The organism is Maccoyibacter intestinihominis, assembly GCF_040096355.1.
In the GTDB taxonomy this organism is placed as follows: domain Bacteria; phylum Bacillota; class Clostridia; order Lachnospirales; family Lachnospiraceae; genus Maccoyibacter; species Maccoyibacter intestinihominis.
The window spans coordinates 1-17,288 of record NZ_JBBMEX010000002.1 but is presented as its reverse complement, the minus strand read 5'-3'; the positions used below and the strand labels follow the sequence as shown (position 1 = coordinate 17,288).

Sequence of the window (17,288 nt, the reverse complement as noted above, 5' to 3'; positions counted from 1 at the left end):
GTCCATAGGTGAACAAAGAATATTGAGGAACATATGAAAAGGAGGGAATGAACCATGAAAGTTCGGAAAGGAGTATTCGGAGCAGTACTGCTCCTATGTGCCACGCTGTGCATGACAAATGTAACTGCATTGGCAGATGACGGCACACATACACACCCGATCTGTGGTACAACGCACACAGACATCGGTGACCATACGGGAGAATGTGCAGATGTCGTATGGACGGCGTGGGACGGAACATCGGATATTGACTATGGTGACGACAACACCGCCTACGTCTATCTGAGCGGCAATGCGGAACGAAGCGAACAATTCGCTGTCAAAGATGGAAAAACGCTCTATCTCTGTCTGAACGGATACAGCATCACGAGAACCACTGATTCGACAGATGCTTTTGATGCGGTCATCCGCGTTTATGGTAACGCACAACTCGTATTGTGTGACTGTAAAGGCAGCGGCACAATCACTCACTCGGCCGACGTGTACGGAAGGGGTGTGAGACTCGGGGACAGCAGTTCAACGGGCGATTTTATTATGTACGGCGGTGAGATTAGCGGGAACCGTATAGACATTTCTGCTCATAGTGCTGCCGCCGGCGACGGTGCCGGCGTGGAAGCGCAACAAAGCGACTTCACGATGTACGGCGGTAAGATCACCAATAACCACGTCATTAAAGGGTCAAACAATGAGGGCGGCGGTGTAAATATGCATACCGGCGGCACTTTCACGATGTACGGCGGTGAGATCAGTGGCAATGCATGTTCCGACACCGGTGGCGGCGTGATATCGGCGGGCACTTATCTAAAGCTATACGGCGGCACGATCAGCAACAACACAGCAGATAAGCGTGGCGGTGGTGTATTCACGAATATGACCCTTACCATATCCGACGGTATTACCATTACAGGCAATAAATCTGAGCAAGGTGGCGGTATTTACACATACGACGAAGATATCACTATCAACGGCGGCAATATCACAGGCAACACCGCAACCTACGGTGGCGGTGTATATCACATAGGCGATTATCGGACCTGTGATACTTTAACAATCTCCGGCTCAGCAACCATTACCGGGAACACTGCAACAGATGGTGGCGGCGTTTATGTGGAAAGCGGCAAAAACACCTCAAATTGGAACAAAGGCCAAGGTGCACTCCAAATCAATGGCGGCAGCATCACAAACAATACCGCAACCGGCAATGGCGGTGGTGTTTACATCAATAAACGCGGACTACTCACCATTACGGGCGGCAACGTCACAGACAACACCGCGACAGTTAACGGCGGCGGTTTATATTTTAACGGTGAAAGCAAAAAATTCAATATTTCCGGTAATATCAACGTCACCGGGAACAAAAAGAGTGGCAAAGCAAACAATATCTATTTGCCTAACGGACAGATCATTAAAATTATGGGTGAACTGACAAACACTGCCCCGATCGGTGTCACAACGGAAGTGGAGCCAAATAGTTCTAATTACGTTCAAATTGCTTCCGGTCGTGCGGCATATGCCACCCCGGACAAATTTCAGTATGAAAACAACGACACCTCGATCAGTGCCGTTCTTAGTGGAAGCAACAACCTTCTCGTTGCATGCGAACACAACTGGGGAACAACCTGGCAGACGGACTCTACCAGCCATTGGCATTCATGTTCTATCTGTAATGGAAAGGACAATATAGTCAATCACTCCGGTGGCACTGCCACCTGTACAGAAAAAGCCATATGCGAAGGCTGCAGTCTGCCGTATGGCAATACCCTTGGTCACGATTTTACCGGCGATACATGGCAAACTGATGCTGACCATCATTGGAAAAAATGCTCCCGCTGTGATGTCACCGACACGGAATCCCCTCATGAGTGGAATAGCGGCAAAGTGACTACACAGCCTACCTGCACAACAGCAGGGCAGAAAACCTATACCTGTACCGTATGCTCTGCAACAAAAGTAGAAACATTAGATGCACTTGGTCATAATTTTGCCAAATACGATGCAAAGGCTGCGACCTGCACGGAAATCGGTTGGAACACTTATTTTACTTGCACCAACTGCAATTATACGACCTACAAAGAGATCGCTGCACTCGGTCATGACAAGGTTTCTCATAAAGCCAAGGCTGCGACCTGTACAGAAAAGGGCTGGAATGCTTACGATACCTGTTCTCGTTGCGATTACACCAGCTACAAAGAAATCGCTGCCCTCGGTCATGATTTCACCAGTAACACATGGCAGAGTGATGCCCACAGGCATTGGAAGAAGTGCTCCCGCTGCAAAGCTGCCGGAAAAAAGACTCAACATACCGGTGGCACGGCAACCTGTAAGGACAGAGCCGTTTGTACCACCTGTTCTAAGGCCTATGGTACACTGGATGCCAAACATCATGTAGGCGGAATGGAAATCCGGGACATGGTAGAACCTACCACCAAAAAAGCAGGTCATACCGGCAACAGCTACTGCAAGGGCTGTAATACCAAATTGTCCGATGGCACGGTCATTCCTGTTATTTCTAACCTGTCTACCGGTAAGAAGAGCGATTTGGCAACGGCACTCAAAGCCATGGAAAAGTTTTTAAACTCTCATGGCAGTAATTACACAGCTAATCAGAAAAAACAGCTTATTGCCAACATAAATGCAATAAAATCCGCTCTCAAAAGCATCGAAAACACAGAAAAAGCCGTGAAAAAAGCGGAGGCCATGCCTGCCGCTGACAAGATTCAGCCTGATAACAAGGCTGCCATCGATGCCTACGAATCTGCAAAGAAAGCTTACGATGCTCTGTCTGCTGGCGAAAAGAACATGGCAGGTGAACACACCAAGGCTATCCTGGATACTATGTTGAAGGCCTTAACCGCCTATGATATCACTTCAGGCGACGGCAGCACCTGGAAGGAAAACAACAAGGATAACGGCTTGACCTTCAAGGTCAATGGCTACCATAAGAAATTTGCCGGCATCGTCATCAACGGTACGGTCGTGGATAAAAAATACTACGAAATTGAGGCTGGTAGTACCATCATCACCTTAAAAGCTGAATATTTGCAGACACTGCCTGCAGGAAATTACACACTCCTTGTTCAGTACACGGATGGCAGCACGGATGGAGAGGACACATTCACCATCACGAAAAATGAATCTACTACTCCGTCAGATCCTACAAATCCTACTGACCCATCCTCTCCGAAAACCGGGGACAATAGCCATCCTGTCGTATGGATTGGTATTCTGATCGTCTGTGCAGGCATATGGATGTTACTGTTCTTTAAAAAACAGAAGCAAGAAACAAAATAATAAATATTTAACGTAAAAAGCGGGAGTGCATCGTTCAAATGCACTCCCGCTGAAATTTTATTCTCATATTCTCTTCCGAATCACAATATATTTAATCCTGATTTAATTTCTTTTGTGTTCCTGATCCAGTCGTCTAAAAACTCCATCTGCTCTTCTGTATGAAACCAATGCTCTCCATCTTTCATGACCGTAAGCGATGCACCGATACGCTCTGCAAATTCGGATATTGTTTCTATGGATGTCAGATTATCTTTTTCTCCATATAAAATACAGGTTGGCACATTCCAGACAATCGGATGCTCGCGTACATAACATAGGTATTCCCAGGAAAGTGTTTCTCCAAATTCCGTAGGAATTTCCTTTTTGATGCGCAGTTCTTCTTCTGTTACGTTTGCCCACATCATCATATCCACAATTAATTTTTCCATGTTTACGACCGGGGAAATGAGGATTGCCTGAGCAACCTGTTTTTTAGTGAGAGCACTCATTGAAAAAAATGCTCCTATACTGTTTGCGATCAGAGTAACCGAATCATACACCTGACTATGCACTTCAAAAAAAGAGGAAAATTCCTTTTGTGCCTCCCACGGATTTTGCGCCTGATAGTCAAAACCGATCACATCACTTTCTGCAAAAAAGGGCTTGTAGTGTTCTGCCTCGTTGGCGTTACCGCCTTTTCCATGTACATATATTACTAAATGTTTCACCATTCTGCCCCCTTTACTTTTTACAGACTAATATTCAAATGCAACCATTCTGCATTCGTCACAGCAATTTGCTGCTATATTAGTTCTGTGACTCGCCTTTAAAGGTGTGATCTCTACGAATCCCTCTGATTTTTTCGCGTTTTCAAATACTCCCGGCACTTCATTCGCAAAACTGAATGCTCCGTCTTTGCTTGTAAATAAATAACCTGTTCTCATTTCTTTTCCACATTTTGGACACTTCATACCCTATTCCTCCATTTCTCTTCTGCTAAGTTCTATACTTGTTCTCAACTGCTCTTCAAATTTTTCTGCCTTGATCAATGCAATTCCCTGTTTCTCATCCCCGAGGACTACCAGCCGGTCTCCTTCTTTTAATGCAAACGTATCTCTTGCCTCTTTCGGGATCACGATCTGCCCACGGTTTCCGACCTTGACCGTTCCCCATAGGAATTTTCCTTCCGGCGGCGGTGCAACCTTCGTCTTTCCGACTTTCTCCTCATAATGGAGCAGTGCATCTATCTTAATTCCATAAAAAGCGGCAAGCCTGTCGCATTTTTCAATATCAGGCATTGTCTCTCCTGCTCGTGTCAACCCCAGACCAAAAAAAAATTGATTTTTTGTACCCTCAAATATCACTTCCCATTATACCTGCTATTGCAGTATATTGAAAGCAATATTTATACTTGCAGAAGAAAGGAGTGCCACATTTTCTCGGCACTCCAAACTCTGTAACCATCCATCTTACTTGAAAAATGGATCATCTGTATTCCATACAATCTCTATATTGTCCTCTCCATTGATAATCACTTTTTTGATTACCTTCTGGATTTTCTCTCTGTCAAAAGATTCCATATTGATGATACTTTCTAACTGTGTCTCAAACTTACTAGAAGAATTATCTTCTGGCGGTATTTCTGTTTTAAGCTGTTCGATTTCCTGATGCAATTCATCAATCTGCTCCACCATCGCCTTTGAACGCTTGACATACTCTTCTCTTGTGAGCTTGTCATCCTTATAATCAGAATACAACATCATCTTTTTACTGCTGAGGCTCTTCACCTTCTTTTCAAGTGTTGCAATCTTTTCTTCCGGAGATACTTCTTTCGATTTACCGGCTCTCTTTATTCCTTTCTCATCCAGATAAACTGTTGCATACATATTTACAGTTTTCATGATTGCATCTTCAACCTTGGCAATTTCCACCCTGTTGCTTTTGCATGGAGAATTTTCCTCAATTCTGGACGAGTAACAAAGAAGAATGTCACCTTTTACCCTTTTGCTGGGTGCTAAAGCTCTGCCACACACACCACAATAATAAAATGGATTATAGTTTCTCTTACCACGCTTTGAACGAACACATTTTTTTGAATTAGCGTGTGCCATATCAAATAATTCCTGAGTAATAATGGGTTCATGGCAATTTTCTATCACCATCCATTCGTCTTTAGGAACATAGCTTGAAGTGTTATTGCTGCCTACCCTCTTCTTTGTTTTATTCCATATCAGTTTTCCAAGATAAACTTCATCGTTTAATATATCCCGGATAGAAGAAGTACTCCACAGACTTTTTACTTCAACTGCATGGAAAAAGTTTCTGCTTCCTTTTCTCTTTTTGTATGCGGATGGTGTATCAATACCCTGAGCATTCAGATAATTTGCCACTTCCGTTTTACTTTTGCCCTGTGCGGTCAGTTCAAATATCAGCTTAACCACTTCTGCTGCTTCCGGATCTACAATAATCTTATGCTTATCATTTGGGTCTTTGACATATCCATACCTTAACTGACCACTGATGTTCTCACCTTTCAGTATCCTTGTGTGCATTGCAGAACTGACTTTATTAGACAAGTCCCTGCTATAAAGCATATAGATTAAGTTCTTAAACGCAACATTCATACCGCCCGTCGAACCATCATAGTTATCGCTGTCATAATTGTCATTAACTGCAATAACTCGTACCTGATAAAGTGGAAGTATCTGCTCCAGAAGACTACCGACTTCAATATAATCCCTTCCGAGTCTGGATAAATCCTTTACAACAATGCAGGATATTTTATCAGCTCGGACATCCTCCATAAGCTTCATATAGCCTGGTCTTTCAAATTTTGTTCCGGTAAATCCATCATCACAGTATTCCTGTACCTTCGTATCCTTAAGCTCCGAATGATTGCCAATAAATGATTCTAACAATTCTCTCTGACTGGATACACTGTTACTCTCTTCCTTCTGATTTAATGATACATCCTCATCTTCCATAGAAAGGCGAATATACATAGCAGTTATCTTACTCATACAAATCACCTTCTCTCTTATTCTTTACCTGTAACAGTTCTTCCAGGCAATCATCATACACCAGATTTACGGAAATTCTTCCATCTTCAAACACCTGTACCTTGTCAACAAATGCATCTGCCAGCTCTTTGTTAAGCTTTCTGCATTTCAGATATTTATTGATAAGGTTTTCCCAGTCTTCATCAATCTTATAATTCTTTGAATACAGGTTCTGAGATACTAAAAGATTATCAATCTCCTTCTTCAAAGCTTCGCTTTTTAGAAGATACTGCTGTTTTAATGTCAAATATTCGCTCTCATTAATCAAATGTTCTGAGTAATCTCCATATAACTCAGAGAACTTGCGGTTTACTTTCTCCAGTTCCCTGCGCTGTCTGGTAATGGCTTTTTCATACACATCGTATTTTTTCAGTCCGCTGCTTCTTGCATTTAATTCCCGTATCACTTTTAATGCGTCAATACAGCAACGCATATGATTTGAAATCTGAGCAAAGACAGCTTTGTTGACTTCCTCCTGATCAATTTTGTGTCTTGAACATGCCGGATTAATACCATCTGAAAAAGTTCCACAAAAATATACATACGATTTTGTTGTTCTTGGAGAAAGTCTCATTCCCTTGCCACAGTCTCCGCATACGATTTTTCCCTTTAGCAGATTCATTTCATTAGGTGGGTGTTTTGTAAACTCTTTTGCAAAATAAGCATCCGAGATTTCCTTTACTCTTTCCTGTGCCTTTTCAAATGTCTTTTTGTCGATAAGCGGCTCATGCGTATTTTCAACAACGACCCATTCACTTGGATCTGTTGCATGGAGTGGAATATTATTGTATTTCTCAATTACTACTTTCCCATGCACCGCCGAACCAATATAAGCCTGATTTGTCAGTATTGACTTGACTGTTGTTTTGGTCCATACACCATTGGTTCTTACATTCTGCTGATAACCAAGAGATTTTAAATACATCAATGGTGACATTATTCCCTGCTCATTCAGATATTTTGCAATTGGTGTGTAACCTTTGCCATCTAAAAACAATTTATAAATAAGCCTGACATTTCCAGCAGTTGCTTCATCCACAACAATTCTGTTCTTCTCCGTCTTGGATTTCAGATATCCATATGGAGCAAAACCGCACATATATTCATCAGTAGTCCATTTTCTACGATGTGCAGTTGAAACTTTCTTTGAAATATCCTTAGCATAAAACTCATTTACGATGTTTTTCAAAGGCATCATAAGGTCTGTGCCCGGTCTGAACGAGTCAAAATCATCCGTAACAGCAATGAATCTTACATTGAGAAAAGGAAACACTCTTTCAATGTAGTTCCCCATCTCCACATAATTTCTGCCAAGTCTCGATAAATCCTTAACTATAATACAGTTAATTCTTCCTGTTTTTGCATCCTCAAGCATTCGCTTAAAATCCGGTCTTTCAAAATTAGTACCGGTAAAGGAAGCATCATAATATTCCTCTTCAATTACAATATCTTCGTGATCTTTGACATAATTCTTCATAAGTTCCATCTGTGTTTCGATTGTCCCTCTCTCAATGTTCTCTTCCTTTTCATGGGACAGTCTTGCATATAATCCAGCCTTAAAAAGTACCTTCTTCTCTTTATCCGGTAAGGCTGTGTTTTCCTGTAGCATCATATTTTTTCTGCTTTTTCTTGCCATATTACACAGCCTCCCTTCTGCTGATATTTAATTGTCCACCCGGTTCTTTATCTACTTGATAACCAAGTTTTTCGACTGATTCTAATAACTTCTTATAACAATCATCAAAGTCAAATACGATTTCAATCTCTTTATTCTCTGAAACCCTTACCTCAGAAATCAGTTTTACAACCACGTCCCTGGTCAGTTCCTTAATATCCTTGTATTCGGTAAAATAATTCATCCAGAGATGCTTATCATCCTTCTCCTCAAAAATTAAAGCAATGTCTCTCTCAATCTGGCGAATTATTTCTTCTCCCTCTTTTGCTTTTTTCAGATATGCCTCATGAAGTTCAAGATATTCTTCTTTAGTAAGAATTCCGTCCTTCATATCTTCATACAGTGAAGTTTTCAGTCTTTTACACTTCTCAACTTCCTCAAGTTTTTTCTGTTTTCTTGCTTCAAGACTTTTTACATCAAGCTGCTGGAAAGGAATTGTTCCAATATAATCAAGTATTTCTTCCAGATTCATTACGTTTTTGATATGAAGCTTTAACATTTCAAGCACCGTATCCTCTAATAACGATACTGATATTGAGTGCTGTGAACACTGCTTTGTCAATTTATGATTAGAGCAGATATAGTAAGCGTATTTCTTATCACCTGCTGTTGTAATTTTTCTTGTCATTGGTGAACCACAGTCTGCACATACTGCAATACCTGAAAGATTATAGACCATATCTGAATCCGGAGATATTCTCGTATCCATTCCCAACAACCTTTGAACAATCTCAAAATCCCTGTCACTAATAATCGGCTCATGATTTTTTTCGATTCTTATCCAGTCAGATTCCGGCTTAACAACCTCCTGCTTCACTTTATGATTTGGTGTCGTTCTTTTGCCTTGAACAAGATTTCCAATGTAAATCTCATTTTCAAGAATCCTGCGGACCGTGACTGAACTCCATACCGATTTTTCATTCTGTAAAAATCCGGTCTGATAACCGCTCCCTGTGCTCTGCTTATATTCCATAGGTGCAAGCACACCCTCATTATTCAACTGTGTTGCTATTGCATCCTGACTCATTCCGTGAAGCTTTAGCCGAAAAATTTCCTTCACAATACCGGCTGCATAAATATCAATAACCAGCTTATGTTTATCATCATCCGATTTTTCATACCCATAGGGAACAAATGCACCGATATACTCACCATTTTTTCTCTTTACATCCAAATGGCTTCGTATCTTTATACTGATATCCCTGCAATATGCATCATTGATCAGGTTTTTAAACGGAATAATAATCTCATCACCCTGTGACTTTCCAGTCACACTGTCATAGTTATCATTGATTGCAATAAACCTTACACCAAGAGCCGGAAATAATCTTTCGATGTATCGACCTGAATCAATATACTCACGTCCAAAACGTGAAAGATCCTTTACCACCACACAATCAATTACTCCTCGCTTAATATCTTCCATCATCGTCTGAAAAGACGGACGGTCAAAATTAGAGCCGGAATAACCATCATCCACATATTCTTTAACTATTCTAATGTCTTTTTTGTCTGCAAGGAAATTTCGGATGAAATCCTTTTGATTTGAAATACTATTACTCTCAGCTTTTGCGCTGGTAGAAACATCGCCATCCTCCTTAGATAATCTAACGTAGATGGCTGCATGATAGATTTTTGAGATTTGTTTACTCATATCGCAACACTCCTTTAAATATTCTACGTCAGATGTACCCAACTAAAATATCAAAGGAAGTTATGCCATATTCATTTAGTCCTTGAACATATCATAGCACAACTCCCTTTCATTTTCCATATGATTCTGAAAAAAGATTCTAAACTGTAAGCAGCATATTCTTGAAAGCTTCTTCTATGGAAACTCCATTATTGGCAAAGCTTACTTTAACTTTCATCTTCCCCACTCTCATCATATAGGGATTTCCAACTTTTCTTATAAACTTCTGCTGTCTCTTTTCAATCGTATCATTCAGATCAGCATGATAAGATGCCATATCGGGCATTTCATTAATCTTGACATCACTAAAATCAGTATCAAGCAATGCTCTGTATTCTTCTGCTGTCATAAAATCTATCCCCCTTTCAGTAAAAATACCACCCATAAAATACAGGTGGCTATGTAACCCGGAGCAAATGCCCCGGTAATATTTAATTGTACTTTTCATATGCCCCAATCTGGATTTTTACACATTCAGTAATCTTATCAAGTAGTTCCGTATCTGAAATTGAAGCAACTACCCTCTCAATCTGGACATTTACATCAATGGATACAATCTGCTCACATAATGCCATACTGTCAAATACCTCAAAATCTGTGTCAGTAACCTTTACCTTTACAGCCGGTATTAGACAGTGGGTTGGCAGATATTTCTTTTTCCATGTTTTTGTGGACATGGCTACTGCTGTGACAACCGGTGAATACTGATTTGCCTTGTTATTTGAGATAATAATATAAGGTCTTGTATACTTCTGAATGCTCCCTTTACTTACTGACTCCAGATTTGCAATAACAATATCGCCCCTGTTCAGTTTCATCTATGTCATTCCTCCTGTTCCCTGATATATTCTTCTGCCTCATCCTCTGTCGGACAGGCAACAATCCGTTTCCCATATTCATCAATCACTACTGTTTCGCCCGGAAATATAATCAGTTTTAATTTTCTATTTTCTTCTGTCATATCATTCAAAAGAAATGAGAGCAGGTTCATAGCCCCTGCTCTCTGCATTAATACTGATTCCATGTTCCGCTGCAAGTGTCATTACAGCTTTAATCTCATTAAGTTCCATTGAAATGTCTACCACATCTCTTACTAGCACACAGATAATGGCATCTCTTTCAATATAATATCTTAATCGTTCAACCGCTTTTTTATCTGTATTGAAAACTGTCTCAACAACTTCCATGCCGGACTTTTTTGCATATGCCTCGATACGGTCAGCTGTATCATTTGCATTATTCCTTACAAATATCAGACACTGCTTTTCTTTGGAATCCTGCATATTGCCTCCTATCTGCCGTCCCTGATGTTATGATAGAACTTTGATACCGTATCAAGCACCAGCCCTCTTATATCACTTTCCTGAACGGGCTCTTTGTACATCATCTCATAACACTCTTCAAGTTCTCCATTAATATCCTCCACATAGATATCATATTCGCTGAGTTTTCCAAGTGTATCAATAACGGTCTCATCTGTTGCACCAATCATATCCTTTGAAAGTGTTATGATTGTATTAACATCTTCTTCCATATTTAAACCGATAATGGCATATTTCATCGGAAATGAAACTCCTTCTGTAGAAGCAGGCTCTGAAAGCATAGCTACAATTTCATAGCCATTATCCTTACAATACTTTTCAAGCAACTTCGGCACAAAATGATCTGTAGCCTCTAATCCTGTTTTTGCATAATATATAATTGCTCTTTCCATCTTAAAATCTCCTTATAAATAATATTGATTTGATACTGTGCGCACTTTATCTCCTCACATAAGCTGACTTATCTGTACTCTCCACACCATCACACCTAAACATCTCTTTTCTGTCGGTGACCATAAATCAGTTTGTGTGGGAAGATAAAATACTATCTTCCCGGTTTCTTAACCATCCCCGTATCGGGTAACATATCCTTTGCCAGCCACAATCACTTCGTAGTTTCCTGCCCATCTGGACTTACGAAAGTAGCCACTCTCTGAAAATGCGTTTTGCTGAAATTCAGGTGCACTTATTATCTCATTACCTCCGGCTGCTAACCCGGTAGGCACAACCCTCTGCTCTTATCCTTAAAGGCTCCTGCTGTTACGTTTCTCATAATCGGCTACAGCTCTGAGGATAGTCATCGCACGAAATGGGATTCTGCCACCCTGTCATAGACAAGGCGATATAAGCTCGTGGGATATGCGTGTCCTATTCTGTTTTCAATATTCAACGGTTCTTTTCTCAGAACCTGAACAAAGTATAACTGACACCACGCATCTTCTACAGTAACCGACACTCTTTTGAACTAAGAGTAACACTCCCACCTGTTCCAAATCCTTATAAAAAAAGCCGGACTGCATTATCAAAAATGCAATCCGACTTTTTTATTCTGTCAGAAGTTTCATATTGTCAACGGCATTTAATACCATATTCCGGATAAACTGTACTTCCTTCTCCTTCAGACCAACCAACAGATCATCGACTTCTGCCTTTCTTTCACACCCACACACAAGATAATCCAACGATATATGAAACAATTCAGCAATACTAATCAGCGTATCTATTTTTGCTCCATTTACACCAGCTTCAATTTTCCGCAGAGCATCCACTGACAATCCAATATGCTCGGCAAGCTGCTGTCTTGTCATTCTTCTTGCCGCACGCAACTCTTTTATTCTTTCTCCACTATTAACAATATCGTAGTACACCTTCCACTCTTTTCCGGCACCTTATATATTTGCTTAAGCTGTATTCATTGTACCGTAAGCGAATCTTTTGTAAGAGTGACTAAACCAGCTATTTCAGGTGGAATATTGTACACCTTAATACCAAGAATATAAATATTCGCAGATTAAAAAAAGAGATATTTCCAAACTCTCATTACATTTTGGAAATATCTCTTTACTTAATATCCTCATCCGGCACAAACTCCATGATGTCCTCTATCTTACAATCAAGTATGGAACATAATCTGTTAAGGATTACCGTTTTTACGACCATATTCTTTCGCAATCGCTGTAACTGTGCTTTATCTATTCCATAATCTTTAATTAGTGCATACTGGCTAATATTTTTCTTCTTGAGTGTGATCCATAACCTGTCATATACTATCATTACAAAGACCTCCTCCTTGTATTCTACGCAAGAGTGTCCTATAATGATATGGTGCGTGTATGCACCATACTTTATGTATATGATAGAATAGAAAATAGCCATAATCTGCATAGAAAACAGCTCTCAAGGTTATTATGTAATATAGAACGGATTATCTGTTTTACTTTTATGGTATTCAACCGGGACAATTCAATCACCTGACAATTTGCCCGCAGATACCCTTTTCAGAAAGGATTCACAACAACACTATGAATGATAAAAACACATACTCTGTTGATAAATATTTGAAAATCATTGCCGAAAAAGAAGGAATCACAAAAGAAGAAGTCCAACAGGAAATTGGGCGGGCAGTTTCTATTGCTTTAAAAAGCCCTGATCCACAAATGCAACGCTTCTGGACAGACTTTCCATGTGAAAATGAAACTCCCACCATTGAAGAAATCATATACCATCTCGCTGAAAAATTTGCAAAAGAGTCATAGACAAAGGACAGGATAACTACCCGTCTATTCACTCAGATAATCTTCCTGTCCTCTTAATATTTGTTCAATCATATGTAATGCAAATTCTATTTCTCTTTCGTCACACCGATTCATCATAAATGCAAAACGCTCAATGTGTTTTTCTGGGTGCTGCTGGCTCATCAGAACCGTAGGCGATGACTCCAATGCATGAACAATATTCAAATATGTATCAAGACTCATTGCCCTTCTGCCATTTTCAACACTTTTGATAGTATCCAATGATACATCCGCCCGTTCTGCAAGCTCTGCCTGCGTAATTCCAAGCCTTCTGCGTTCTTTTCTGATATTCTCTGCAATAATTTCGTATATGTGCTCTCTTTTCCCCATAGCCCCATCATCCTTTCTGACTTATCGCATTATATCAGAAATTATTATGGGTTTTAGGAAACTGTAATCCTTTGACATTTTCATGTAATACTTTGCATATTCTGTCAAAATCCCTTTAATTTTATGCTATCAGGATGTTTATTATTTATCGCCAACGGAATACCTTTTTGCCAACAGTCCATTTCATACCCTTGCTGTTTTAATTTTTCCAAACACTCTCCCTTAACAATAATATATTCTGGTTTCGCTCTTCCAAAAAATCCTTGATCATACCTGTCAAAATCTTCCGGAACATACTTCATCTCATATTTATCCTCACCCTTAGGCGATAATACCATATGCCCAATACTTTCTTGACAATTCCTTATTAACGATATTGGATAAGAAATTAGGATTCTGTGCTTGAAATGCTTTCAAACTTTCAATAAAAGCAGACTTACTTTCTGTTTTCAAATCCGAAAAAGTTGAATCTACTTTTTGATTTTTTACATTTTTTTCAATATACTCATCCGATTTAGCTTCATATTTCTCTACCATATGCGGATTTTTCGTTACAGCATTAGAATACCAATTTGTCAAGTATTTTAAAGTGTTAAGCTGTCTATCAGAATTACTACTTTCTCTACTGATCCTTTGATATTCATCATATGCACCTGAATCCATTGACCTCATCATATCAAGACCATCTGTAGTGTAAACAAGATTACTACCATGTCCTAAATAATTTCCTTTTTTTACCCCGTAATCCATATTTCCATCTGCATTCATCTTTCCGGCACTTGCCAGCTTTGCTATAGATTCCATTGCATCCAAAAAGGAACTTTTTTTATCTTCTGATATAAAATTATTTGCAGCATATTCCGCTTTTTTCATTCCTAATGATATATTAGCCTGACGCTCCTCCTCACTCACAGAGCTGCCATTTCCAATAAGAAAATTTTCGCGGATAATATCATATACAAATCCCTGTTCCTCTTTGCTACAATTTTCAAGAGAAGACGATATCGTCTTGTCAACATCATACATTCCTGAATATGCTGGTAAATCATCTGCACTTTTATCCACTTGAACAATATTCTGCTCAAATTCGTTTTTCTCTTTTAGCTGTATTGCTCTTTTACCTTTTGCACTTATTTCCAGAATAACCGCATCATCTTTTTCCTTAGAAATATCAATTTTCTCTTTTCCATTCCAGTGATTATTACCATACGGAGTGATCACGCTGTCCTGATAATGTTGGGTAGCTATCTTCATTTTAACCCTCCTGTATTTTGCATAATAGGTTGACACACCAAATCGTGTGACAACCTATTTTTATATTTTCTTAGTTACAATTTACACATTAAAACGGATGATACATAGTATATGCCAAATGGAAAATAGTCTCTGAAGCACTTATGCTACTATCATCACTTGGCGATACAGAAACTCCACATATATCAAAATAATGAGTGGATGTTGAACCATAATACGAATATACACCAATTCCAGGTGGTAAAGAAATATCAATTTCAAATTTACCACTTGAGTCTGTAGTACCTGTACCTCGCCTTATTGCATTCGCAGAGGTATTATTAGCCTCCCATGCCGGACTATAATATAATCCGTTAATCTGCTCTCCCCCAACTGCATACGTTACACCCGTCGAACTGTCTGTTGCTGTCAGCACTCCATAAACAGTTAATGTTCCAGATCCCTGCGTTCTGAAATGTGCTCCATATCCAGGATAATTAACAACCTTATTTAACCCTTCTGAACCTTTAAGATCAGTTATAACAATACCTGTAGCCTTCAAAATAGGAGTAATAGACAATTTATAATTCTGAATGTCCAAATCATCAAAATTCTCCATAGTTTTTGCATTGGAAACTCTAATATAATATTTTCCTGACGAAACAGAAATAGTGTTTCCGCTGCCTACTCGTTTCATTTGATACCCTTCTGATGCAACATTCTGATATACTTCTACAGAACAGGTATTTGTTGAAGCTGTAGTAGCAGAAATTTTTAATTTGTCATAAATTCTACTGCTTGGCACTGTAATTACATACCAATCATTATCAATCGGAGAACTTAAATTTCTTGATTCAATATAAGCCCCTCCTGCTCCATATGTAAATGCTAATGCCTGTCTTACAGACTCGTCAATCTCATAAGAATCACACGCTGTACTTACTGAATAATCCAATGTGAATGATTCACTTACACTTCCGCCCTCAGATGCTAATACATACAAATAATATGTTGCTGTATCACCTGATGTTATATAGCCTAACGCTTCCGGCAATGTACCTGCGGTGCCATTAATATAAGTATAATAATCTGAGCCCGTTAAAATATTGCCTTCTGCATCCAATAAATACAAATCGTAATCCAAATCTGCATTAGCAGGCGTTGTTAACTGTGCTTGCAAATATACCCCTGCTGGCAAATTAATATTATAAAGTTTTGCATCGCCCTTTGCTGTCAAATAGTCACTAACCGTACCGACTACAACCGCAGTATCAGCTTGTGTAGCCAAAATATCCTCTGCAATACTTTCATCTACTGTAATACTTTCTGACGATTTCGATAAGTCATTATTTTCGGTTGTTTCCAATTCTGAAATTTCTACAGGTTCCTGTTGCTGGATATCCACCGATTCATTTCCAACATTAGTATCTTCTGCTGCGACTAAAGAATCCTCTGTGATTTCTGCTGCTTTAACATCCATTCCATTAGCCAATGAAAATGTCATTGTTAATGCCAATGCTGTCGCAACCACTGTTGTTATAAATTTATTTTTCATATCAATTCCCTCCTTTCTAAGCTTATTTTGTACAACAATTTGAACATTATTTTCAATAACCTTTTACCTTTTTTTTATGTTCGGACGTTTCGGCTGATGCCATATTCCTAAACACGCAGGTGGAAATCCATCTATCCCATATACAGCTTCTTTTCTCATGACACGTTCTACAACCTTCAACACTTTCTTATTAACCTGCTTCATTCTCTCTCACCTCCTGTTTAAAAATTTTTGCTATACACAGCAAAGCTGCACATAATATAACAGCTATTGCCATATAACTAATGTAAACCATATCCGCATCTAACAGAACACATCCCAATATTATACACCCCTCAAGTAAAACAATAGTCCTTGCGGATTTTTTCGATTCCATCAATTCCTCTGATGTCATGTGCATATTAGGATGATTCACTGTACCAATCAATCCTATCCCCGTTATAGCAATTACCAATATTGCAAATAACCATTGCGGATGTTCTGACAGTCTTGCACTGATAATTACAATAACTAAATAAGAAACAACGGTTGCCAAATAACATTTATAAAACTTGTCCAAATGATATCCGCCAGTTCGCTTTCTTAATTCTAAGAAAAACACAAGAAAAAATATAGTTGGAAACAGTTTATGGAACGCCAAACTGATTACGATAATACTGCCAACCGTAATAAATTTCTCAATCCAACAGATAAAGACATAAATATATCTTTCTTCCATGTCTTTATCAATTAACCTTGCTTCTGTCATCTGACCAATTAAATCATCCGCTATTTTTTCAATCATAGTTTTTATCATTCCTTTCGCTTCGCTCAAGGCACAAACAAGTTATGAAAAATGTTGTGCCCCTCCACTCTTT

21 protein-coding genes are annotated in these 17,288 nt (G+C 39.2%); 2 read left to right on the top strand and 19 right to left on the bottom strand.

Annotated features, from left to right (window positions below; translation table 11 throughout):
• Window positions 1-54: 54 nt before the first annotated feature.
• Window positions 55-3,291 (top strand): LPXTG cell wall anchor domain-containing protein, encoded by a 3,237-nt coding sequence (locus tag WMO43_RS01905; protein WP_353529618.1) that lies wholly within the window; start codon window positions 55-57, stop codon window positions 3,289-3,291.
• A gap of 80 nt (window positions 3,292-3,371) precedes the next feature.
• Here WMO43_RS01905 and WMO43_RS01900 read toward each other — a convergent pair whose 3' ends face one another.
• The 13 genes from WMO43_RS01900 to WMO43_RS01840 all read right to left on the bottom strand — a co-directional run bounded on the left by WMO43_RS01900 (window position 3,372) and on the right by WMO43_RS01840 (window position 12,792).
• Window positions 3,372-3,998 carry an alpha/beta hydrolase gene (locus WMO43_RS01900; protein ID WP_353530029.1) on the bottom strand — a complete coding sequence of 209 codons (627 nt, stop codon included), beginning with the start codon at window positions 3,996-3,998 and terminating at the stop codon, window positions 3,372-3,374.
• Window positions 3,999-4,025: 27 nt separating this feature from the next.
• Window positions 4,026-4,241: a PF20097 family protein gene (locus tag WMO43_RS01895; RefSeq protein ID WP_177963267.1), complete on the bottom strand. Its 216-nt coding sequence runs from the start codon at window positions 4,239-4,241 to the stop codon at window positions 4,026-4,028.
• A 3-nt stretch (window positions 4,242-4,244) separates the two neighbouring features.
• On the bottom strand, window positions 4,245-4,568 hold the full coding sequence (locus WMO43_RS01890) for an AbrB/MazE/SpoVT family DNA-binding domain-containing protein (protein WP_353529616.1): 324 nt from the start codon (window positions 4,566-4,568) through the stop codon (window positions 4,245-4,247).
• A gap of 171 nt (window positions 4,569-4,739) precedes the next feature.
• Window positions 4,740-6,290 carry a recombinase family protein gene (locus tag WMO43_RS01885; protein ID WP_117915203.1) on the bottom strand — a complete coding sequence of 517 codons (1,551 nt, stop codon included), beginning with the start codon at window positions 6,288-6,290 and terminating at the stop codon, window positions 4,740-4,742.
• Window positions 6,283-7,965: a recombinase family protein gene (locus WMO43_RS01880; protein WP_195288137.1), complete on the bottom strand. Its 1,683-nt coding sequence runs from the start codon at window positions 7,963-7,965 to the stop codon at window positions 6,283-6,285. The genes WMO43_RS01885 and WMO43_RS01880 overlap by 8 nt, the downstream gene beginning before the upstream one ends.
• Window position 7,966: 1 nt before the next feature.
• Window positions 7,967-9,658, bottom strand: a complete 1,692-nt coding sequence (locus WMO43_RS01875; protein ID WP_055067728.1) for a recombinase family protein — start codon at window positions 9,656-9,658, stop codon at window positions 7,967-7,969.
• A gap of 139 nt (window positions 9,659-9,797) precedes the next feature.
• Window positions 9,798-10,046, bottom strand: a complete 249-nt coding sequence (locus tag WMO43_RS01870; protein ID WP_015559318.1) for a DUF6870 family protein — start codon at window positions 10,044-10,046, stop codon at window positions 9,798-9,800.
• An 82-nt stretch (window positions 10,047-10,128) separates the two neighbouring features.
• Window positions 10,129-10,515 carry a type II toxin-antitoxin system PemK/MazF family toxin gene (locus WMO43_RS01865; protein ID WP_117915205.1) on the bottom strand — a complete coding sequence of 129 codons (387 nt, stop codon included), beginning with the start codon at window positions 10,513-10,515 and terminating at the stop codon, window positions 10,129-10,131.
• A gap of 5 nt (window positions 10,516-10,520) precedes the next feature.
• On the bottom strand, window positions 10,521-10,688 hold the full coding sequence (locus WMO43_RS01860) for a hypothetical protein (protein ID WP_155177762.1): 168 nt from the start codon (window positions 10,686-10,688) through the stop codon (window positions 10,521-10,523).
• Entirely contained in the window at window positions 10,660-10,980 is a 321-nt protein-coding gene (locus tag WMO43_RS01855) for a hypothetical protein (protein WP_055067727.1), read from the bottom strand. The genes WMO43_RS01860 and WMO43_RS01855 overlap by 29 nt, the downstream gene beginning before the upstream one ends.
• A gap of 8 nt (window positions 10,981-10,988) precedes the next feature.
• Window positions 10,989-11,411, bottom strand: a complete 423-nt coding sequence (locus WMO43_RS01850) for a phosphoglycerate mutase (RefSeq protein ID WP_117915209.1) — start codon at window positions 11,409-11,411, stop codon at window positions 10,989-10,991.
• A 651-nt stretch (window positions 11,412-12,062) separates the two neighbouring features.
• Window positions 12,063-12,386: a helix-turn-helix domain-containing protein gene (locus WMO43_RS01845; protein ID WP_173021994.1), complete on the bottom strand. Its 324-nt coding sequence runs from the start codon at window positions 12,384-12,386 to the stop codon at window positions 12,063-12,065.
• A 193-nt stretch (window positions 12,387-12,579) separates the two neighbouring features.
• A complete protein-coding gene (locus WMO43_RS01840) occupies window positions 12,580-12,792 on the bottom strand; it encodes a helix-turn-helix domain-containing protein (RefSeq protein ID WP_014081251.1) in 213 nt (70 codons plus the stop codon).
• Between the two features lie 248 nt (window positions 12,793-13,040).
• Between WMO43_RS01840 and WMO43_RS01835 the strand changes: the two genes are divergently transcribed.
• Window positions 13,041-13,274 carry a hypothetical protein gene (locus tag WMO43_RS01835; protein WP_055195970.1) on the top strand — a complete coding sequence of 78 codons (234 nt, stop codon included), beginning with the start codon at window positions 13,041-13,043 and terminating at the stop codon, window positions 13,272-13,274.
• 24 nt (window positions 13,275-13,298) lie between these two features.
• Here the strand turns inward: WMO43_RS01835 and WMO43_RS01830 are convergent, their stop codons facing one another.
• The 6 genes from WMO43_RS01830 to WMO43_RS01805 form a co-directional block, all read right to left on the bottom strand.
• Window positions 13,299-13,643, bottom strand: a complete 345-nt coding sequence (locus tag WMO43_RS01830) for a helix-turn-helix domain-containing protein (protein ID WP_006859583.1) — start codon at window positions 13,641-13,643, stop codon at window positions 13,299-13,301.
• Between the two features lie 104 nt (window positions 13,644-13,747).
• Complete coding sequence (locus tag WMO43_RS01825; protein ID WP_226947687.1) at window positions 13,748-13,945, bottom strand: hypothetical protein; 198 nt, start codon at window positions 13,943-13,945, stop codon at window positions 13,748-13,750.
• Window positions 13,946-13,964: 19 nt separating this feature from the next.
• Window positions 13,965-14,897: a hypothetical protein gene (locus tag WMO43_RS01820; RefSeq protein WP_195288134.1), complete on the bottom strand. Its 933-nt coding sequence runs from the start codon at window positions 14,895-14,897 to the stop codon at window positions 13,965-13,967.
• A gap of 88 nt (window positions 14,898-14,985) precedes the next feature.
• Window positions 14,986-16,431: a hypothetical protein gene (locus tag WMO43_RS01815; RefSeq protein ID WP_006859580.1), complete on the bottom strand. Its 1,446-nt coding sequence runs from the start codon at window positions 16,429-16,431 to the stop codon at window positions 14,986-14,988.
• A gap of 63 nt (window positions 16,432-16,494) precedes the next feature.
• Complete coding sequence (locus WMO43_RS01810) at window positions 16,495-16,635, bottom strand: cyclic lactone autoinducer peptide (protein WP_006859579.1); 141 nt, start codon at window positions 16,633-16,635, stop codon at window positions 16,495-16,497.
• Window positions 16,622-17,215 carry an accessory gene regulator B family protein gene (locus tag WMO43_RS01805; RefSeq protein WP_117996888.1) on the bottom strand — a complete coding sequence of 198 codons (594 nt, stop codon included), beginning with the start codon at window positions 17,213-17,215 and terminating at the stop codon, window positions 16,622-16,624. The genes WMO43_RS01810 and WMO43_RS01805 overlap by 14 nt, the downstream gene beginning before the upstream one ends.
• Window positions 17,216-17,288: the final 73 nt, after the last annotated feature.